This window comes from Paenibacillus sp. EB106-05-06-XG162, from assembly GCF_058791655.1.
In genome coordinates, this window is record NZ_JBYTDT010000001.1 from 813,889 (window position 1) to 835,614 (window position 21,726).

Consider the following 21,726-nt stretch of genomic DNA (forward strand, 5'->3'; position numbering starts at 1 on the left):
TTTAGATTCGTATGTCGAAAGAGAAGCAGTTCGTAACAGAAATTACACCACAGCAAGAGGATTTCTCGCGCTGGTATATTGATGTCATCAAGAAAGCTGATTTAATGGATTACTCTCCAGTTCGTGGATGTATTGTATTCAAACCAGATGGCTTCGAAATTTGGGAACACATGCAGGACGAGTTGAATCGCCGTTTCAAGGAAACAGGTCATCGTAATGCATACTTCCCAATGTTCATTCCGGAGAGCTTCTTCCAGAAGGAGAAGGAGCACGTTGAGGGCTTCAATCCGGAGCTTCCTTGGGTAACCGAAGCAGGTGGCGAGAAACTAGAAGAGCGTCTTGCGATACGTCCTACTTCAGAGACCATGATCGGACATATGTATTCGAAATGGATTCAATCCTACCGTGATTTGCCGGTATTAATTAACCAATGGGCGAACGTTGTTCGTTGGGAGAAACGTACGTTGCCATTCCTTCGTACGAGTGAGTTCTTATGGCAAGAAGGCCATACGGCACATGAGACAGAGGAAGAAGCTCGTCAAGAGACAATGCAAATGCTTGAAATCTATCGTGATTTCGTTGAGAATTATTTAGCAATCCCGGTTATTATGGGAGCGAAGACGCCTTCTGAGCGTTTCGCCGGTGCTGTCGATACGTATTCGATCGAGGCAATGATGAAAGACGGACGTGCTGTACAAGCAGGAACATCCCATTATCTTGGCACGAAATTTGCTGTTGCATTTGATATTAAATACCTCAGCAGAGAGAACAATCTGGAGTATGTCCATACTACTTCATGGGGTGTGAGTACACGTCTCATCGGATCAATGATCATGGTTCACGGTGACGATCGCGGTCTTGCATTGCCACCGAAGGTTGCACCAACGCAAGTGATCATGGTTCCTATCGGCCCACCGAAGACGCGTGAGCAAGTGATTGGACGTACCGACGAGCTATTCCAAGAACTGAAGAAAGCAGGCGTACGCGTTCGTGTCGATGATCGTTCGGATGTGAGTCCTGGCTGGAAATTCAATGAATATGAGATGCGCGGTGTGCCGCTTCGTCTTGAACTTGGGCCTCGTGACATGGAGAACGGTGTAGCTGTTCTTGTATCGCGTATTACAGGGGAGAAACGTGTCGTGCAGCAAGATAACCTTGTTGCTGAAGTGAAAGGCATGCTTGAAGATATTCACCAAGAAATGTTCAATCGTGCGAAGCAGTTCCGTGAAGATCACTTCAAATCGGTGGATACACTTGATGAATTGAAAGCTTCGATGGAAGACCAGCGTGGATTCTATCTTGCAGGATGGTGTGGATCGGCTGCATGTGAGTCGCAGGTCAAAGAAGAGACAGGTGCGACAAGCCGTAATATTCCGTTTGAACCGCAAGAGCAGAAAACTACATGCCTATGCTGTGGAGAGAAAGCGGAACATACTGTCGTATTCGCTCGCGCTTACTAATATTATTTAATTAAGTTGAAAAGCTTCTTACGAAGATCTCGATGATTCGTCGATACCTCTTTTGCAGAAGCTTTTCGATTTTGTAGGGGGAACATCATGGGAAATTTGGGGGAGAAAAGAAAACGGTTCGAGGTACTTCTCAATCAAGCTGAAATTCCTGGCAGCATGATCGATGCTTATTTTACAGAGGGTTACATCGATCGTGTGGAGACGAGCCGTACGAATCGAGAATGGATCATATATATTCGTCGTGAGTCGATCTTACCTTCACCCGCTTATCGTACCTTTGGTGTGCAAGTGCGTGAACGAATGTCTCACATTGCCAAGATCAAACTCATTCTTGAATATTCGGATGCGGTGACGACAGGCGAGATCGTCGAAGAATATTGGGGACTATTCCTGGAGTGGGTTCAACGAGAAGTCGCTTCAGTTCAAGGGTTTATGAGCAAAGCAAATATACAGGCTGAACAATCGAATGTGCTCGTTACTTTAAATGATACAACCTCACTGGAATTAGCGCGTAAACGTAGTATTGACGATGCAATCGCACGATTCTATGAGCAATATTTCAATCGCACAGTACGTGTTAAGCTCCAGGCTGGGGAATTCAATGCGGAAGTGTATGAAGAATTCCAACAGAAGCTGGTTGTTCAGGAACGTGAAGTTATTCAGCAGATGATGACAAGCATTGAACAAGAGGTCGAGAGCGATAGCGGTAGTGCTGAAGATTTGAAGTTACAAGTGGGTTATGAGATCAAAGAACAACCTGTTCCGTTGGAACAAATTCAAGATGAAGAGAAGAAGGTTACGATTCAAGGTGCAATTTTCGGGCTTGAAGTGAAGGAACTTCGTAATGGTAGTACGCTATTCACGTATTACTTGACAGATTTCACGGATTCCTTGCAAATGAAGATGTTTGCGAAGAACAAAGAAGATGTCAAGATCATGAACTTACTCGCGAATGGCAAATGGGTGCGTGCACGAGGGAAAGTGGAATATGACCGCTTTATGCAGATTCCTGAGCTGGTCATGATCCCTTCTGACCTTATGGAGGTTAAAGCTCCACCGGATCGGATGGACAATGCGAAGGAAAAACGTGTTGAATTCCATTTGCATTCCACGATGAGTACGATGGATGCGGTCACTTCGATCGATCAATATATCAAGACGGCTGCCAAATGGGGGCATAAAGCTATCGCAGTTACAGACCATGCGAATGTGCAGTGTTATCCAGAGGCGGATAAAGCAGCGAAGAAAAATGGCATTAAGATGATTTATGGCTTAGAAGCGAATGTCGTCAACGATGGCGTTGATATTGTTCTGGAGCCACAGCCGATTGAACTGAAGAATGCGACATATATTGTGTTTGACGTCGAGACCACGGGACTATCGGTAACGAATAATAAGATTATTGAGCTTGCCGGGGTTAAGATGTGTGAAGGACGAGAGGTTGACCGGTTCGCCAAGTTTATCAATCCGCATGAGAAGATCCCATACAATATTACACAGCTCACGAACATTACCGATGAGATGGTGAAGGATGCACCGGAACTCGATCCAGTCGTTCGAGAATTTGTAGAATTCGTAGGTGACTCGATTCTGGTTGCCCATAATGCACGGTTTGATATGGGTTTCTTACAGCACGCGCTAAGACAGCTCGAAATCCCTCCAATAACGAATCCGGTTATTGATACACTTGAGTTAGCAAGATTGATTCACCCAACGTTGAAAAATCACCGACTAAACACATTAGCGGCTAAATATAAAGTTTCTCTAGAAAATCATCACCGAGCGATTGATGACTCCATTGCATTGGGCGGTATTCTATTTGGACTCTTACAAGATGCTGCCGAGCAGAAGAACATTACGATGCTGGATCGGCTGAACGATTACGTCGGTAAAGATTTATCCAACGTGCGCCCATTCCATTGCGGAATCTATGCGGTAAATGACGTTGGCAAGAAGAATTTATACAAATTGGTCTCCTTATCTCATACGGAAAATTTCAAACGTGTCGCATGCATTCCGCGTAGTAAACTTACAGCACACCGTGAAGGGCTAATCGTCATCTCGGGATGCGAGAAGGGCGAATTGTTCGAGACGGTACTCAATAAGACAATTGAAGAGGCGGAAGAGATCGCTGAATTCTATGATATTCTTGAGATTCAACCGCTCACGATGTACATGCATCTCGTTGAAAAAGGATTGGTCGGCAGTCCGGCTCATATTGAACAGGCCATTCAGACGATCTGTAGGATAGGCATGAAGCTGGACAAGCCGGTTATTGCGACAGGGAATGTGCATTATTTGAATCCTCGGGACAAAATTTATCGGGATATCGCTATTCATGGGATTACCGGATTCAGCCCGCTCAAAGATATTCGTAAGCCGGATGCACATTTGCGAACGACGGACGAGATGCTGGAGGAATTCGCATTTTTAGGGAAAGAAAAAGCTTATGAAGTGGTCGTGACGAATACCAACGCGTTAGCAGATCGGTTCGAAGAAATTAAATTGTTCCCGGACAAATTGTTCACGCCGAATATCGACGGTGCGGATGAAGAGATTCGCAGCACATGTTATCAGACTGCTAGAGACCTGTATGGCGATGAATTGAATGATATTATTATACAGCGGCTTGAAAAAGAACTTATTCCGATTATCAAATTTGGATTCTCTGCGAACTACTTGATCTCTGCGCGGCTTGTGAAGAAATCGAACCAAGACGGTTATCTGGTCGGTTCACGGGGTTCCGTTGGATCTTCCATCGTTGCGACGTTCTTAGGAATATCAGAGGTTAATCCATTACCGCCGCATTATCTATGCCGAAACTCAAACTGTAAGCATAGTGAATGGTTCACAGACGGTAGTGTACCGAGCGGATTTGATCTGCCGGACAAAAACTGTCCAGATTGCGGTCAGCCGATGAAAGGTGAGGGACAAGATATCCCGTTTGAGACCTTCCTCGGCTTTAAAGGCGATAAAGTTCCCGATATTGATTTGAACTTCTCTGGGGATTATCAGCCAGTTGCCCATAATTTCACGAAAGAAATGTTTGGTGAGAAATGCGTATTCCGGGCGGGTACAATCGGTACGGTTGCGGAAAAGACGGCGTTCGGATTTGCGAAGAAGTATGAAGAAGATCAACATAAGAAGTGGCGCGGTGCTGAGCTGAATCGACTAGCTTCGGGATGTACTGGCGTGAAGCGAAGTACCGGACAGCATCCCGGCGGGATTGTGGTTGTACCGGATTATATCGATGTTGAAGATGTAACGCCGGTTCAATTCCCGGCAGATGACGTTAATGCAGATTGGAAAACCACCCATTTCGATTACCATGCGTTCGAAGCGAACTTGCTGAAACTCGATATTCTGGGGCACGATGATCCGACGATGATGCGGATGCTCCAAGACTTAACGGGTGTTGACCCAACATCCATTCCAATGAATGATCCGAAGGTTATGAGCTTATTCAATTCTACGGATGCAATCGGTGTAAGACCGGATGAGATTCGTACCCCGGTTGCGACGTATGGTATTCCTGAGATGGGGACGAAATTCGTTCGCCAGATGTTAATTGAAGCGAAACCATCTACCTTTGCCGATTTGCTGCAAATTTCGGGACTATCTCACGGAACGGGCGTATGGCTTGGGAATGCACAAGATCTGATTAAAAGTGGAATTTGTACGATCAAGACGGTTATCGGTTGTCGTGACGAGATTATGTTGTTCTTAATTTATAAAGCGGGTATGGATGCGGGGCTTGCTTTCAAAATTACGGAGAACGTTCGTAAAGGGAAAGGACTTTCCGATGAATGGATTCAAGAGATGAAGAATTGCAAAGTTCCGCAGTGGTACATTGATTCTTGCCTCAAAATCCAATACATGTTCCCGAAAGCCCATGCGGCAGCATATGTTATATCGGCCGTTCGCTGTGCTTATTACAAGATTTACCATCCGATTTCATTCTATGCAACGTATTTCTCTGTACGTGGTGCAGATTTTGATCTGGATGTATTATGTCAAGGGTATGATGCAATCCAGAAGATGATCGTGGAGATTGAAGCGAAAGGTTTCCAAGCGACACCAAAGGAGAAGAACAGCTTATCCATTCTAGAGATGTCGCTGGAAATGACCGCGCGTGGATTTACGTTCAAACCAATTGATCTTTATCGTTCGGATGCAACGAAATTTATCGTGGATGGAAATAGCTTGATTCCTCCGTTTGCAGCGATCCAAGGGATTGGGGAGAATGCGGCTCGCAGTATTGCTGCGGCAAAAGATCAAGGCGAATACCTATCGATTGAAGACTTCCAAATGCGTTCTAAGGCAAGTAAGACCATTGTTGAGGTTCTGGGACAAATGGGCTGCTTCCGAGGGCTGCCAGAGAGCAACCAATTGTCGTTATTCTAGAGATTGCTTCGGTTCTCGACTGCTGACGCTACTTGTCATTGCGTTATGCGTATGTTATAATTTTTTGGTAATGATGATGATATAACTGTCGCGAAGAAGAGTGGGGAAACCCACTCTTTACCTTTTGGTATATAGCTTTTCAGATAGTGAGTCTTAAATCGTAAGGTTACAGGGAAGAAACAAGGGGGTAACATCTTGAGTACACCGAAGATTAAATCGGTTGTGGAAGAAATGATTCAGCCATATTTGGATGAAAATGGGTTCGAACTCGTTGATGTCGAATATGTGAAGGAAGGGAGCAGCTACTTTTTGCGCGTGTTCGTGGATAAGGAAGGCGGGATCGATATTGAAGATTGCGGCCTTATTAGCGAATTTTTAAGCAATCAGCTAGATGCGAATGATCCAATTCCAGAAGCATACTTCTTAGAGGTTTCATCGCCAGGCGCTGAACGACCGCTCAAAAAGCCAGAGGATGTTCACAAAGCAATAAACAAAAATGTGTATGTGACTACATATGAGCAGATTGACGGCATGAAGGAATTTGAAGGTATATTACTTTCCTTTGATGGAGAAGAAATGGTCATTGAAGCGATCACGAAAGGGAGAAAGTCGAAGAAGACGATTCCTTACGCGAAGGTTGCTAGTGCAAGATTAAGTATTCTGTTCTAACCAATTGATGATGAATAAGGGTGAAGGATTGAAAGGGGGAGCTATTCCGCAATGAGTATGGATTTTATTGAAGCGCTTCATGAAATTGAGCGCGAAAAAGGGATAAGCAAGGATATTTTGTTTGAGGCAATCGAGGCCGCTTTAATTTCAAGTTATAAACGTAACTTTAACACGGCACAAAATGTTCGCGTTGACATGAACCGCCATAATGGCGTGATCAAAGTATACGCGAGAAAGACCGTTGTGGAAGAGATTCTTGATCCTCGGATGGAGATTTCCCTCTATGCGGCACGTGAGATTAACCCGAACTTCCAAATGGGGGATATCGCAGAGATCGAAGTAACACCACGTGATTTTGGACGTATCGCTGCACAGACTGCCAAGCAGGTTGTGACACAACGCATCCGTGAAGCAGAACGCGGCTTGATCTATAATGCGTATATTGAGAAGGAAGAAGATATCGTTACAGGTATCGTTCAACGTCAAGATTTACGTAATGTCTATATTGACTTAGGTAAAATTGAAGCGGCTTTGCCGTTAAATGAGTTGATGCCTAATGAAAAGTTCAAGCAAGGGGATCGCGTCAAAGCGTACATCACGAAGGTTGAGAATACAACAAAGGGACCACAAATTTTGCTCTCCCGTACACATCCGGGTCTGCTCAAGCGTTTGTTCGAGCTCGAAGTGCCTGAGATTTTTGATGGTGTTGTTGAGATTCGTTCCGTGGCTCGTGAAGCAGGCTTCCGTTCCAAGATCGCAGTATATTCGCGCAATGAGGAAGTTGATCCAGTAGGATCCTGCGTAGGGCCGAAAGGGGTCCGTGTTCAGACGATCGTGAACGAGCTGAAAGGCGAGAAGATCGATATCGTCTGCTGGTCCGACCGCGTTGACGAATATGTAGCGAACTCACTTAGTCCATCCAAAGTCTTAGAGGTTCAAGTATTCGAACAAGAGAAAATGGCGCGTGTCATCGTACCGGATTATCAATTGTCCCTTGCGATTGGTATTAAAGGTCAGAACGCTCGTCTTGCAGCGAAGCTTACGGGCTGGAAGATCGATATTAAGAGCGAGACACAAGCGGAAGAAGAATACGGACGCGAGAGAACAGGCGAGACGATGCATCAGGATTCCGTATCGATCGACTAATTGATTACGCGACGGGGGAGGGGATCGTATGAGACCTAGAAAAGTACCGCTGCGAAAATGTGTTGCTTGTCAGCAAATGATGCCCAAAAAAGAACTGATTCGTGTGGTGAAAACGCCGCAAGATGAAGTGTTAATTGATTTGACTGGCAAAAAAGCAGGACGCGGCGCTTATTTATGTGGTAAGCTGTCCTGTTTCAAGCTGGCTCATAAGAGCAAGGCGCTAGATCGTGCATTGAAGCATCAGGTACAGCCTGAAATATACAACCAACTGGAGCAGGACTTTATACGCGTTGAAGATGAATTCATTGCGAATAAAGAGCGGGCGGAGGATGAAGATGAGTAAAGTAAAGTCCCACTTGGGACTTGCAATGCGTGCAGGGAAGTTGATCACGGGTGATGAAATCGTGCTCAAGGCTGTCCGTGCGGGTCAAGCTCATCTCGTTATTGTCGCAGGCGACGCTTCAGAGAACACCAAGAAGAAATTTCGCGACAAATGTCATACGTACAACGTGCCGCTTGCGATCGGTTTCGATCGGGGAACTTTGGGAGAATGTATCGGTAAAGCCGAACGCGTCGTTCTAGCAGTGACAGACCCAGGTTTTTATCGAATGATCAGTAAGGAAATGTTGATATTGTCGGAGGTGGAGTATATTGAGTAAACAAGACAACAAAGATAATAAAGATAAACTAAGAGTATATGAGTACGCGAAGTCTTTAAATATGAGCAGTAAAGAAATTATTACGATCATGAAACGGCTCGATATTCCTGTGAACAACCATATGAGCGTGATGGAGAACGATACCGTGGGCCGTGTGGAACAATTCTTCCGGGATATTAAGGCGAATGCAGCAGCGAAACGTTCGAGCACTGACAAAGGTCAAGTAAGTGCGCCATCGAATCCGCCTGCTTCAGGATCGCAAGTGAATACTGCGAGTACACCAGCGTCTAAGGCAAACGAAGTAGCGACTATCTCTGCGAAACCGAGCCAAGTGAAGCCACAAGGTCAGCGGGATGGAGGAACAGTTACTCAATCCAAACCAGTTGGCCAACAGCAACAGCCGAACCGTCAACGTGATGGGCAGTCAACTAACCCATCGCGTGATGGACGTGATCAAAATAAACCTCGCCAACCTGAGAAGCAGGGGAATTTTCAAACGAATAACAATTCAAAAAATCAGGATCAGCGCAGAACAATGGGGAACCCTAACGGAACAAGCAATGGAAAAGCAAACTCCGGGCAACGACCAGGCCAAGGTAGACCAACATTCCAAGGAAATAGTAATAATTCACAAGCTACGAGACCACAAAATCATGGGAATCAGGCACAAGCTCCCAATAAATTCAATGGAAACTCTGGCAAACAAGTGGATGAGGGAGAGGAATTCGTGTCAGTAACTAAACCAGCAACAGCACCAAAGAAAACGAAGCCTAATCAAAAACGCTTCGATGATAACAAAGTCAGCAGCTTCAAAGGAAATCAAGGTGGCTATAACAACCGTGGAGGAAGAAACCAACGCGGCAGAGGCCAACAACCTGTTCAAGAAAAACGTGAGAAGATCGATAATACACCGAAGAAAATTATTGTGCGAGGCAATATGACGGTTGGGGAAACCGCTAAATTGCTTCACAAGGATGCTTCTGAAGTCATCAAAAAATTAATTTTCTTGGGTGTTATGGCTACCATTAACCAAGAGCTTGATCTGGATACGATTCAATTGCTTGCTACAGAGTTCAAGGTCGAAGTTGAGATCAAGATCCCTGTTGAGGAAGACCGTTTTGAAGATGTAGAAGAAGTAGATGATGAAGCCGATTTGAAAACACGTCCTCCTGTCGTTACGATCATGGGTCACGTTGACCATGGTAAAACAACATTGCTTGATGCAATTCGTTCGACGAATGTAACAAGCGGTGAAGCGGGCGGAATCACGCAGCATATCGGTGCGTACCAAGTTGAAATTAACGGCAAGAAGATTACGTTCCTCGATACACCAGGTCACGAAGCGTTTACAACGATGCGTGCACGTGGTGCTGAAGTAACGGACATTACAATTATCGTAGTAGCAGCGGATGACGGTGTTATGCCACAGACGGTTGAGGCTATCAACCATGCGAAGGCAGCAAATGTACCGATTATCGTAGCGGTGAACAAAATTGACAAACCAGGTGCGAACCCGGATAAAGTGAAGCAAGAACTTACAGAATATGAATTGGTTCCAGAAGAGTGGGGCGGCGACACGATCTTCGTTAACTTATCTGCGAAACAACGTACGAACTTGGAAGGTCTGCTCGAGATGATTCTTCTCGTTGCGGAAGTGAATGAATACAAAGCGAACCCAGATAAGCGTGCTCGTGGTACGGTTATCGAGGCTGAGCTTGATAAAGGTCGCGGTCCAGTAGCTCGTATCCTTGTTCAACATGGTACACTACGCGTTGGGGATGCATTCGTTGCAGGTAACTGCTTCGGTCGTGTCCGTGCAATGGTGAATGACAAAGGTCGTCGCCTGAAAGAAGCAGGTCCATCAACTCCAGTTGAGATTACGGGTCTGACAGAAGTTCCACTTGCGGGCGATCCGTTCATGGGCTTTGAAGATGAGCGCAAAGCACGTGCTATTGCTGACCGTCGTGCAATTACACATCGTCAATCCGAACTTAATGCGAATACACGTGTTACGTTAGATGATCTGTTCAAGCACATCAAAGACGGCGAGATCAAAGACCTCAACGTGATTATCAAAGGGGACGTTCAAGGTTCGGTTGAAGCATTGAAAGGTTCCTTGGCGAAGATCGAAGTTGAAGGCGTTCGTGTTAAGATCATCCACAGTGGTGTAGGTGCGCTTACTGAATCCGATATTATTCTGGCAGCCGCTTCGAATGCCATTGTCATTGGGTTTAACGTTCGTCCTGATAACCAAGCTAAGCTTACTGCAGAGCAAGAGAAAGTTGATGTTCGTCTGCACCGTGTTATCTATAGCGTGATTGAAGAGATCGAACAAGCGATGAAAGGGATGCTTGATCCTGAATATCGTGAGAACGTGGTTGGTCATGCAGAAGCACGTAATATTTTCAAAATCAACAAAATGTCGATCGCAGGTTGTATGGTTACATCCGGTAAGATCATTCGTTCGGCAGAAGTTCGCGTCATTCGCGAAGGTATCGTAATATTCGAAGGCAAAATCGATTCCTTGAAACGCTTCAAAGATGATGCCAAAGAAGTAGCACAAGGCTACGAGTGCGGTATTACCATTGAACGCTTCAATGACATTAAAGAGGGAGATATTATCGAAGCCTTTGTCATGGAAACGGTAGAGCGTAAGTAGAGAGGTGACACACCCATGGCTAAAATTCGTGTAGGACGTGTTGGCGAGCAACTGAAAAAGGAACTCAGCCAAATGATCCAATCGGAGTTAAAAGACCCCCGGATCGGTTTCGTGACCGTGACTGGGGTTGAAGTTACAAATGATTTATCGCAAGCTACAGTATACCTGAGTGTACTTGGTGACGATGAACAAAAATCAAATACGTTAAAAGCGTTGGCGAAAGCTAATGGATATCTTCGATCTGAATTAGGGAAAAGAGTCCGCCTTCGTCACACCCCGGTGTTAATCTTTAAATTCGATTCCTCGATTGAGTACGGTAGTCGAATTGAAAAGATCCTCGGTGAAATTCAAGATGGAGAGTAAAATGATGAAGTTGAATTCTAACGATTCGTTGTATGCAGAAGAGCTTCAAGCTGCATACAACTTCATCAATCATCATGACGATTTTCTGGTAGTATCACATGTCCAACCGGACGGTGATGCTGCCAGTTCAACCGTCGCGATCGGTTGGTTATTGTCACACCTGGGTAAGAAATTCACGATGATCAATGAAGGGGCTATTCCAAGCCGATTAGACTTCTTGTGGTCCGCGAATGAAATACATAATTATACACTTGCACCACCAAACCGTACTTTTAGCACGGTTATTTGTGTAGATTGCGCAGATTTCTCAAGAACCGGTAAAGTACAGCAGCTCTTTACAGAAGATCGATTCCTCTTAAATATTGACCATCATCCGACCAATGACAGCTTTGGTACGGTGAATTTGATCAAGGCAGATGCTGCAGCAACAGCAGAAATCCTATTCGATCTCATGAATCAATTCGGTATTGTGTGGGATGCCCAGATTGCTACGGCATTGTATACCGGGATTCTAACGGATACAGGTGGGTTCCGCTATGCGAATACAACACCTCGTGTTATGGAGATTGTATCTCTGCTTTTAACGTATGGTGTGAATGGACATCAGCTTGCCGATCATTTGCTAGAGAAGATGTCAATGGCACAAATGCTCCTTTTAACGAAAGCGTTATCCAGATTGACTTTTACCGATGCTAATCGTGTGGGTTATATTTATGTGACACCAGAAGATATGTCGGAGACGGGTGCTGTTAATGAGGATCTAGAAGGTTTGGTGAATTACCCGCGTAACATTGAAGGCGTGGATGTTGGGATTATGTTCAAGCAAGTAAGCAATGTAGCAGTCAAAGTTAGCCTTCGTTCGAATGAGCATGTGAACGTAGCTGAAATCGCTCAATCTTTTGGCGGTGGCGGTCATGTCCGTGCGGCAGGATGCAGAATCGAAGGGAATTTGAATGATGTGATAAATCAAGTTGTAGAACGAGTGAGGCAGCAATTATGATAGATCTTGATGGAATTTTACCCGTATTGAAGCCGGCAGGCTGGACATCGCATGATGTCGTTGCAAAGGTGCGTGGGCTGATTCGTATGAAGCGAATTGGCCACACGGGCACCTTAGATCCTGCGGTGACAGGTGTATTGCCGTTGTGCTTAGGACGAGCTACGCGATTAGTTGAGTATCTTCAAGAACTTCCTAAGGAGTATGAAGCCGTTCTCCGCCTTGGGATCGCGACAGACACTGAAGACTTGACGGGAGAAGTTATCGAACGTCTGGATCCGGTTGAAGTAACAGTGGAGCAGGTCCAAGAAGTCATTCAATCGTTCGTCGGTACGATTGAGCAGGTTCCGCCGATGTATTCAGCAGTAAAGGTGGACGGGAAGCGATTATACGAGCTTGCTCGTGAAGGTAAAGTCGTGGAGCGTAAATCGAGAGAGGTCACGATCTACAAGATTGAGGTGCTGCAGATTCGGCTTCAAGGATCTGAGCCAGAAGTTCACTTCCGCGTCCTATGTTCCAAAGGTACTTATATTCGCACGCTATGTGTCGATATAGGGAAAGCATTAGGTGTACCGGCAACAATGGCTTCGCTTGTGCGAACGATGTCTGCCAATATGACGAGAGAACATGGTCTTACGCTCGAACAAATTGCGGAATACAAACAGCAAGGTAGTCTGCAAGAGCATCTCATTCCGATGGATGTATCGGTATCCCATTTACCCGCGCACACCATTGCTGCGGATAAAGCATATCAAGCTGTTCAAGGTCAGAAAATATCCGGCATAGCGGTATCTCCAGTCGTGGGTGTACCTGGATGTATTCGTTTGTACTCGCCAGAAGGACAATTTTATGGTATCTTCGAGAGAAAGCCAGATGAGACATTCATAAGACCGGTCAAAGTGTTCTTACCGTAAATGGCTTGCATTGTAGCAAATTCTGATGATGAGAATTGCAGGTGTTGATTAACGTGAAAAAAATTACAATATCTTATCCGCTCACACCAGAGCAAATGGAACAATTCCGTAGACCGCAAGCGATGGCCCTTGGTTATTTCGATGGCGTTCATCTTGGACATCAACAGGTGATTGGTGGAGCCGTTGCTTATGCTAGAGCACATGGCATTCCTGCTTCGGTCATGACATTCCACCCAAAGCCGCGTGAAGTATTGCGTAAAGAAAAGCACAGTAACTATATCACGCCGCTCAGTGAGAAGCTTGAAGTTATGGCACGCCTAGGTGTAGATCAGCTATTTGTTGTGCGTTTTGATGAGGCCTTTTCTCATATATCTCCGACAACTTTTGTTGAAGAATTCCTTACTGCACTTGAAGTCAAACATGCTGTGGTAGGATTTGACTATGCTTTTGGCTATAAGGGCGAGGGAAATCCAGAAATGTTACGGGAGCTTGGCAAAGGTCAGATGACTGTCGATGTGATTCAGCCTTGGTTGCTATCGGGTCTGAAGGTGAGCAGTACATTAATTCGCAAGCACTTAAGTGAGGGCGAAGTGGAGGAAGCTAATAGACTCCTTGGTCGACCTTATACCGTTCATGGAACCGTGATTGCAGGTGAAGGTCGGGGCAACACGATTGGATATCCGACGGCCAATGTTGACCCAACCGATGCGTACTTAATTCCATGCAATGGGGTATATGCTATTCAGGTCTATCTTGCTGAGAAGAAGTATGATGGTGTCATGAATATCGGAGTCAAGCCAACCTTCCATAAAGATGGGATGAAGCAGACGCTTGAAGCGCATTTGTTCGATTTCAACGAGGATATCTATGGGGAACAAGTTCGTATTGAATTTATCGAATATATTCGCCCGGAGCAGCGCTTTAGCTCGGTCCAAGAATTAATCGCACAGATTCATCGTGACGCAGATACAGCGAGAGCGATTCTAGCTTCAAAGTAGACATTTACATTCCTATATCGAGTGTGATATACTGAATAACGTTGTTGTCTAATCGGACAACATCATTAACCTTAGCTTGGTTATACGTCTCACCATCGTTGACGAGGCTAATGGCGATTATATTGAAGGAGGTGAATAGGATGGCTTTAACTCAAGAACGCAAAACGCAACTGATTGAGGAACACAAAAAACATGCAACTGATACAGGTAGCCCTGAGGTGCAAGTTGCTGTCCTAACAGAAAACATTAAGAACTTGACAGACCACTTGCGTACGCATAAGAAAGATCACCACTCACGTCGCGGTCTTTTGAAAATGGTAGGTCAACGTCGTAAACTTCTTGCTTATTTGAAAAACAAGGATGTTAGACGTTACAGTGCTTTAATCGAAAAGCTAGGACTTCGTCGCTAATATACGACAAACTGCAGCCTGGTTGTTCACCGCATGCGCTTCGATGCCGTGCGGGTGCAACCGGGTTGCTTTTTATAAAAAAGGAAATAATAATAGTAATACATACAAAATGATGAAAGAAATAAGGAGGGGTTTCATGTTAAAACGTGTTGAATTGCAGTTGGGCGGAAGATCGTTGATTCTTGAAACGGGTGTCCTGGCCAAGCAAGCAAATGCTGCGGTTAAAGTACAATACGGTGACACTGTCGTTCTATGTACAGTCACAGCTTCGTCCGAACCTAAAGATTTGGACTTTTTTCCGTTAACGGTCAATTATGAAGAGCGTCTGTATGCGGTTGGTAAAATTCCAGGCGGATTCATTAAACGTGAAGGAAGACCAAGTGAAAAAGCAATTCTATCCAGTCGTCTAACGGATCGACCGATTCGTCCGTTATTCCCAGAAGGATTCCGTAATGATGTACAAATCGTAAATCTCGTAATGAGTGTGGATCAAGATTGCTCTCCTGAGATTGCTGCGATGATTGGTACATCTGCTTCGCTCAGTATTTCTGATGTTCCATTTAACGGACCGATTGGTGGCGTTATTGTTGGTCGTGTTGACGGTCAGTTCATCATTAACCCAACGGTAGCCGAAGAAGAGAAGAGTGATCTTCATGTCGTGGTAGCAGGCACGAAGGATGCGATCATGATGGTTGAGGCGGAAGCGAATGAAGTAGCGGAAGAAGTTATGCTTGAAGCCATCATGTTCGGACATGATGAAATCAAGAAAATCGTTGCTGTAATTAATGATTTCGTCGCGCAAGCTGGTAAAGAGAAAATGGCAGTAAAATTGCATACGGTCAATGAGACTGTCAATGCAGAAGTTCGTGCATTTGCCCAAGAACGCCTTGTGGAAGCCGTTAAAATTGCGGAGAAACATGCGCGTCAAGATGCGATTGATGCGATTAGTGCTGAGGCAATCGCACATTTTGAAGGACAATATATTGAACAGGACGAGCTTATGGATGATGTGAAGGAAATTCTTCATGACATCGTTAAAGAAGAAGTTCGTCGTTTGATTACACATGATAAAGTAAGACCAGACGGTCGTAAATTGGAAGAAATCCGTCCAATTTCTTGTGATATTAATATTCTTCCACGTACACATGGAACAGGATTGTTCACACGTGGACAGACACAGGCATTAAGCGTATGTACACTTGGTGCATTGGGCGATGTTCAAATTTTGGATGGTATCGGTTTAGAAGAGACCAAACGATTCATGCATCATTACAACTTCCCACCATTCAGCGTTGGGGAAGCAAGACCTCTTCGTCCTCCAGGCCGTCGTGAGATTGGACATGGTGCCCTAGGAGAGCGTGCGTTGTCCAAAGTTATTCCTTCTGAGGCTGAATTCCCATACACGATTCGTCTTGTATCGGAAGTTATCGAATCCAATGGTTCGACTTCGCAAGCGAGTATTTGTGCGAGTACACTTGCAATGATGGATGCTGGGGTTCCGATCAAAGCACCAGTAGCTGGTATTGCAATGGGTCTCATTAAAGATGGGGAGCATGTATCCATTCTTTCTGATATTCAAGGTATGGAAGACCACCTCGGCGATATGGACTTTAAAGTTGCAGGAACAGCTCAAGGCGTAACTGCGATTCAAATGGACATCAAAATTGATGGAATTGATCGTCAAATTCTTGCGGATGCGTTAAAACAAGCAAGAGAAGGACGTATGCATATCTTATCTAAAATGTTAGAGGTTATTGGTCAACCGAAAGAAAGCTTGTCGCCATATGCACCGAAAATTATGACCATGCATATCAATCCAGATAAGATTCGTGATGTAATTGGTGCGGGTGGTAAGATCATCAATAAGATCATTGAAGAGACTGGCGTAAAAATTGATATTGAGCAAGACGGTCGCGTATTTATCGCTTCTTCCAATGCCGAGATGAATGAGAAAGCTCGTTCGATCATTGAAGGTATTGTAAGAGAAGTGGTTGTCGGCGAAATCTATCTAGGAACGGTCAAACGGATTGAGAAGTTCGGTGCATTCGTAGAGATTCTTCCTGGCAAAGATGGCCTTGTGCACATTTCACAACTTTCCACAGAGCGCGTTGCGAAAGTTGAGGATGTCATTGCAATTGGTGACACAATTACTGTTAAAGTCACTGAAATTGATCAACAAGGTCGTGTCAACTTGTCCCGTAAAGCTATTTTAACGGCAGAAGCTGCAGAACAAGCTTAAACAAATTTTTATAACAACGAAGAGACAGAGATGATCTGTTTCTTTTTTTGTCTAATTGGACATATTCCCCCTTGCTAACTCATAGATTAGGACAAATTAGTCGAGGGGACGAATTGTCGATGATGCGCAAGAAACTATTTATGATCATAAGCAGCTTCATCATTTTTCTGCTACTTGCAGAATGGACGGGGTATCGGGAGACGATCGCCGTATGGAGAGGCACGCAGCCTACGACGAACGCTTTTGAATGGTTCAAAACCGACGCTTCTGATGCACTCATGAAACGGATATTGCAAGAAGCCGATCAACGTCGCGTACCACCAATAGAGCCTCGAATTGATCGAGTATGGAAGCTGATTCCCGGATATAATGGGATTGAAGTAGATGTCGAGAAGACCTATCAATTAAATCATGCATCCACCGAAGGCGATCCAATTAAGTTTGTATACAAGGAATTGACGCCAACGAAGAGTTTGGATGACTTGCCAGCAAATCCGATGTATCGGGGTAACCCGGAGAAACCGATGGTATCGTTAATGATTAACGTTGCTTGGGGCGATGAGTTTATTGGGCCAATGCTAGATACATTAGATGCTGAACAGGTGAAAGCGACTTTTTTCTTCGATGGGAAGTGGCTCGATTCGCATGTCGATATGGCGAAGGAGATTCAGCGGCGCGGACATCAACTCGAGAATCATGCTTATTCGCATAAGGATATGAGTAAGTTAAATGAATATGAAGCGACGCAAGAAATTGCGAAGACGCAGAAGCTGCTTAAGGAAAAGCTTGGCGTCGAGAATAAATGGTTTGCACCGCCATCCGGTGATTTTGATGCGGAGACGGTACGCATTGCGCACAGTCTCAAATTAAAAACCGTGTTATGGACACTGGATACGGTTGATTGGAAGAAGCCAACATCGAGTTCCGTGGTCGAGAAGATTAGTCGAAAGGTTGAAGCGGGTTCACTCATCCTAATGCATCCGACAGCATCGTCGAGTGGCGCTCTTAAAGGGATGATACGTGTCATTAAAGAGCGAGGATACACGCTAGGTACGATCGATGAGATGGTATCGACCACCAGAGTGAAGAATGCGAAGGTTGAGGGACCGTAATATTTTTGGTACGATTAGAGGAGTCAGTTTTGTTCGGCAAAATTAGAAATACCAAAACATAAATGCCCGGGTTCACGTGAGATGAATTCTCTCCAGCCGCTCTTGTCCGCCCTTTTCTTATGATTGGATGAGAGGGGTGAAAAGGGCTCCCAAAGGGCGGACGTAAACTCTTCCGAGACTTCATTCTCCCGCTTTAGGGGCTATTTATATTTTGAAATTATTCTAAGATTTTGTGACAAAACTTTGAGGAGGATATACATGATCAAAACAACACTAAGCAACGGCCTCCGCGTCGTTATGGAGCAAATTCCGACCTTCCGTTCAGTCTCCTTCGGCATCTGGGTTCGAACAGGTTCCCGGAACGAGCAAGTGGCGAACAACGGGATTTCGCATTTTATAGAACATATGCTCTTCAAAGGGACAGATCGGTACACCGCGAAGGAAATTGCAGAGACATTCGATGCCATTGGCGGCAATGTTAATGCATTTACATCGAAGGAATATACGTGCTATTATGCTAAAGTTCTCGATGAACATTTGCCGATCGCGGTGGATGTCCTCGCAGACATGTTCTTCGCTTCGAAATTTGATACGGAGGACATGGACAAAGAGAAGAACGTGATTCTTGAAGAAATTGCGATGTATGATGATACGCCTGATGATATGGTTCATGATTCCGTATCGCGTGCTGCTCTAGGAGATCATCCATTATCCTACTCGATATTGGGGACAGAAGAGCGGCTTAGAGCCATGACTTCTGATGACCTTCGTCAATATATGCAGGAGCATTATACGATCGAGAATACCGTAATCAGTGTTGCGGGCAACATTAACGATCAGACTCTCGCGCTCCTAGAGAAGCATTTCGGTCACTTTACTGTCCATGGGATGGAGCAGCAGCTCGAAGCGCCGAATTTTGACGGACAAGTGATCTATCATAAGAAGAAAACAGAACAGAACCATATTTGTCTCTCCATGCCAGGTTGCTCCAGTTCGGATCCGCGATTATACGGAATGGTTATTCTGAATAATGCGATTGGTGGCGGAATGAGCTCACGACTATTCCAAGAAATTCGGGAGAAGCGGGGATTAGCTTACTCGGTTTATTCCTATCACAGCTCCTATGTGGATACAGGTTTGTTCACGATTTATGCAGGTACAGCACCGAAGCAGACGAAGGAAGTCTTGGATTTAACGATGGAAGTCATGAACGAAGTTGTAGCTCAAGGGCTGACGGAATCGGAATTCTCCAAAGGCAAGGAACAGTTGAAAGGAAGTCTGATTCTTAGTCTAGAGAGTACGTCAAGTCGAATGAATCGTCTAGGCAAAAACGAATTGATGTTAGGACGTCATTTTACACTGGATGAAATGATTGAACGAATTGAAGCGGTTACGTTCCAAGATATCGAGTCGCTGCTTCACCAGATGGTCGCTGTGCCGTTTGCCGTTGCGATGGTAGGTAATTCGGATAAGGCGTTGAACCAAATCAATCGTCAATTAAAGAAGTAATCGAATATGCTTGATGATGTTACGGAGGGAAAAAAATTGATTTATGATGTAGAAATTAAACAGCTCCCAGGAAATGAAGATGTATCCTTACCCACGAAGATGTCGGAGCTTGCAGCGGGATTTGACTTATATGCAGCCGTGACAGTGCCTCTTGTGATCGCACCAGGGCAGCGTGTGCTTGTGCCTACAGGCTTTGCTATGGCAATGCCGGCACAGCTCGAAGCGCAGATTCGTCCACGTAGCGGCTTAGCTTACAAACATGGCATTACATGCCTGAATTCGCCAGGTACAATTGATGCTGATTATCGGGGAGAAGTGAAGGTTCTCTTGGTCAACCTAGGTCAAGAACCATTCACGATTGAACGGCATGAACGAATTGCTCAAATGGTGATTCAGGAAGTTCCGCAAGTCCGTCTACTGAAGGTTGAGTCTTTATCCGATACCGTTCGCGGAGCGGGTGGATTTGGTCATACAGGTACGAAATAAGACAAGATGCCGATTTCTCTAATACAGAGAGATCGGCTTTTTTAGTGTTCGGGATCCCTCGCAGAGTACTTTAATCACATCGAAGTCAAAGCACGATTTGTCGCGTTATTTAATGTGCACCCTTTCTAGGCACAGGCATACTATATTTTATATATCAGTGGTGTCTAAGGAGTGAACAGCAAAATGCTTACAGGCGTTCAAGTTGTCTTAATTGGCGGTGATGCGCGGCAATTAGAAATCATCCGCCAGCTGGCAGAGCTCGACGCTTCCGTCACAATCGTTGGTTTTGATCAATTACAAAACTCATTTCACGGTGTGGTAAGGTCAGGGCTTAACGACTCATTATTCGAGACGACAGATGCGCTTATACTGCCTGCTGTTGGTACAGATGATCGAGGAATAATTAATGCGATATTTACTTCGGAAGAGCTGAAGCTTACGGAAAAACAAGTTGCGCTGCTGCCAAAATCAAGCTGTGTCTATACAGGGATGGCGAAGCCTTACTTGCGAGAATTATGTGCGAAACATCAGATTAAGCTCGTAGAGTTATTTGATCGTGATGATGTTGCCATTTATAATTCTATCCCAACAGCTGAAGGTGCCCTGATGATGGCGATCCAGAACACGGATATTACGATTCATGGTTCGCAGTGCATCGTCTTAGGACTAGGGAGAACAGGGTTAACGATGGCGAGGTCGTTACAGGCTCTAGGGGCAAAAGTAAAGATGGGAGTTCGCAGGAGCGAGCACTTTGCGAGAGCATTCGAGCTTGGCTTTGAGCCCTTCTATATCAAGGATCTAGCGACTCAGGTCGCCAACATTGACTTGCTTTTTAATACGATTCCGACTATGATAGTCACAGCACAAATTATTGCGAATATTCCCAATCGGGCGGTCATTATTGACCTTGCTTCAAGCCCTGGCGGCACGGATTTTCGCTTCGCAGAGAAGCGCGGTGTCAAGGCATTGTTAGCACCCGGTTTACCCGGTATTGTAGCCCCTAAGACAGCTGGACGTATTATGGCAGGCATTCTGAATCAGTTGATTACGGAACAGGTGCAAGAACGGGGGAATCAAGCATGAATTGGCATGGGAAAACGGTAGGCTATGCTTTAAGTGGATCACATTGTACATTTGCGGAAGTGATGCCGCAAATTCAGAGATTTATAGACTTGGGTGCGAAGGTCGTTCCAATTGTAACGAATACAATTATGACGACAGACACCCGTTTTGGCACATCGGAAAATTGGCAAAAACAGTTGAAAGATATTACGGGTAATGATATTATTTCTACAATTGTTGAGGCTGAACCGCTTGGACCATCGAAGCTGCTGGATGTTGTTGTTATTGCCCCATGTACGGGGAATACAACGAGTAAACTAGCAAATGCGCAGACGGACAGTGCTGTGTTGATGGCAGCTAAGGCTCAAATGCGGAATCAGAAGCCGGTTGTACTTGCAATTTCAACGAATGATGGACTCGGACTGAATGCAGCGAATATCGCGAAGCTTATCAATGCGAAGAGCATCTATTTTGTGCCGTTCGGTCAAGATAATCCACAGCAGAAGCCTAATTCTCTCGTTGCTAGAATGGATTTGATTGTAGAGGCTTGTGAAGCCGCGATCGAGGGTCGACAGCTGCAACCAATGATTATTGAACGCTTTAACTATGTATAAGTTAGCAGATACGGTT

The 21,726-nt window shown here is 45.0% G+C and carries 18 protein-coding genes; all 18 read left to right on the plus strand.

Annotated elements, in window-relative coordinates; translation table 11 throughout:
- The first annotated feature begins 11 nt into the window (after window positions 1-11).
- Window positions 12-1,460, plus strand: coding sequence for a proline--tRNA ligase (gene proS / locus AC3WU2_RS03510; RefSeq protein ID WP_492451310.1), 1,449 nt, complete (start codon window positions 12-14; stop codon window positions 1,458-1,460).
- Between the two features lie 96 nt (window positions 1,461-1,556).
- On the plus strand, window positions 1,557-5,873 hold the full coding sequence (locus AC3WU2_RS03515) for a PolC-type DNA polymerase III (RefSeq protein WP_492451312.1): 4,317 nt from the start codon (window positions 1,557-1,559) through the stop codon (window positions 5,871-5,873).
- A gap of 195 nt (window positions 5,874-6,068) precedes the next feature.
- Window positions 6,069-6,542: a ribosome maturation factor RimP gene (gene rimP, locus AC3WU2_RS03520; protein ID WP_492451314.1), complete on the plus strand. Its 474-nt coding sequence runs from the start codon at window positions 6,069-6,071 to the stop codon at window positions 6,540-6,542.
- Window positions 6,543-6,593: 51 nt separating this feature from the next.
- Window positions 6,594-7,688, plus strand: coding sequence for a transcription termination factor NusA (gene nusA / locus AC3WU2_RS03525; RefSeq protein WP_018757885.1), 1,095 nt, complete (start codon window positions 6,594-6,596; stop codon window positions 7,686-7,688).
- A gap of 28 nt (window positions 7,689-7,716) precedes the next feature.
- Window positions 7,717-8,031: an RNase P modulator RnpM gene (gene rnpM, locus AC3WU2_RS03530; RefSeq protein WP_018757886.1), complete on the plus strand. Its 315-nt coding sequence runs from the start codon at window positions 7,717-7,719 to the stop codon at window positions 8,029-8,031.
- Window positions 8,024-8,347, plus strand: a complete 324-nt coding sequence (locus AC3WU2_RS03535) for a L7Ae/L30e/S12e/Gadd45 family ribosomal protein (RefSeq protein WP_314586193.1) — start codon at window positions 8,024-8,026, stop codon at window positions 8,345-8,347. The genes rnpM and AC3WU2_RS03535 overlap by 8 nt, the downstream gene beginning before the upstream one ends.
- Window positions 8,348-8,408: 61 nt before the next feature.
- Window positions 8,409-11,006 carry a translation initiation factor IF-2 gene (gene infB, locus AC3WU2_RS03540; RefSeq protein WP_492452172.1) on the plus strand — a complete coding sequence of 866 codons (2,598 nt, stop codon included), beginning with the start codon at window positions 8,409-8,411 and terminating at the stop codon, window positions 11,004-11,006.
- Between the two features lie 15 nt (window positions 11,007-11,021).
- Complete coding sequence (gene rbfA / locus AC3WU2_RS03545; protein ID WP_018757889.1) at window positions 11,022-11,369, plus strand: 30S ribosome-binding factor RbfA; 348 nt, start codon at window positions 11,022-11,024, stop codon at window positions 11,367-11,369.
- A gap of 4 nt (window positions 11,370-11,373) precedes the next feature.
- Entirely contained in the window at window positions 11,374-12,369 is a 996-nt protein-coding gene (locus AC3WU2_RS03550; protein ID WP_492452174.1) for a DHH family phosphoesterase, read from the plus strand.
- Entirely contained in the window at window positions 12,366-13,280 is a 915-nt protein-coding gene (gene truB / locus AC3WU2_RS03555; RefSeq protein ID WP_492451318.1) for a tRNA pseudouridine(55) synthase TruB, read from the plus strand. The genes AC3WU2_RS03550 and truB overlap by 4 nt, the downstream gene beginning before the upstream one ends.
- A gap of 53 nt (window positions 13,281-13,333) precedes the next feature.
- On the plus strand, window positions 13,334-14,278 hold the full coding sequence (locus tag AC3WU2_RS03560; protein WP_492451320.1) for a bifunctional riboflavin kinase/FAD synthetase: 945 nt from the start codon (window positions 13,334-13,336) through the stop codon (window positions 14,276-14,278).
- A gap of 140 nt (window positions 14,279-14,418) precedes the next feature.
- The gene (rpsO, locus tag AC3WU2_RS03565; RefSeq protein ID WP_018757893.1) at window positions 14,419-14,688 is read left to right on the plus strand and encodes a 30S ribosomal protein S15; all 270 of its coding nucleotides are present in this window, start codon (window positions 14,419-14,421) and stop codon (window positions 14,686-14,688) included.
- Between the two features lie 136 nt (window positions 14,689-14,824).
- The gene (gene pnp, locus AC3WU2_RS03570) at window positions 14,825-16,927 is read left to right on the plus strand and encodes a polyribonucleotide nucleotidyltransferase (protein ID WP_492451322.1); all 2,103 of its coding nucleotides are present in this window, start codon (window positions 14,825-14,827) and stop codon (window positions 16,925-16,927) included.
- A 119-nt stretch (window positions 16,928-17,046) separates the two neighbouring features.
- Window positions 17,047-18,039 carry a polysaccharide deacetylase family protein gene (locus tag AC3WU2_RS03575; protein ID WP_492451324.1) on the plus strand — a complete coding sequence of 331 codons (993 nt, stop codon included), beginning with the start codon at window positions 17,047-17,049 and terminating at the stop codon, window positions 18,037-18,039.
- A gap of 258 nt (window positions 18,040-18,297) precedes the next feature.
- Window positions 18,298-19,548 (plus strand): M16 family metallopeptidase, encoded by a 1,251-nt coding sequence (locus AC3WU2_RS03580; protein WP_492451326.1) that lies wholly within the window; start codon window positions 18,298-18,300, stop codon window positions 19,546-19,548.
- A gap of 6 nt (window positions 19,549-19,554) precedes the next feature.
- Complete coding sequence (gene dut / locus AC3WU2_RS03585) at window positions 19,555-20,034, plus strand: dUTP diphosphatase (protein WP_492451328.1); 480 nt, start codon at window positions 19,555-19,557, stop codon at window positions 20,032-20,034.
- A gap of 183 nt (window positions 20,035-20,217) precedes the next feature.
- Window positions 20,218-21,117, plus strand: a complete 900-nt coding sequence (dpsA, locus tag AC3WU2_RS03590; RefSeq protein ID WP_492452176.1) for a dipicolinate synthase subunit DpsA — start codon at window positions 20,218-20,220, stop codon at window positions 21,115-21,117.
- The gene (locus tag AC3WU2_RS03595) at window positions 21,114-21,710 is read left to right on the plus strand and encodes a dipicolinate synthase subunit B (protein ID WP_492451330.1); all 597 of its coding nucleotides are present in this window, start codon (window positions 21,114-21,116) and stop codon (window positions 21,708-21,710) included. The genes dpsA and AC3WU2_RS03595 overlap by 4 nt, the downstream gene beginning before the upstream one ends.
- Window positions 21,711-21,726: the final 16 nt, after the last annotated feature.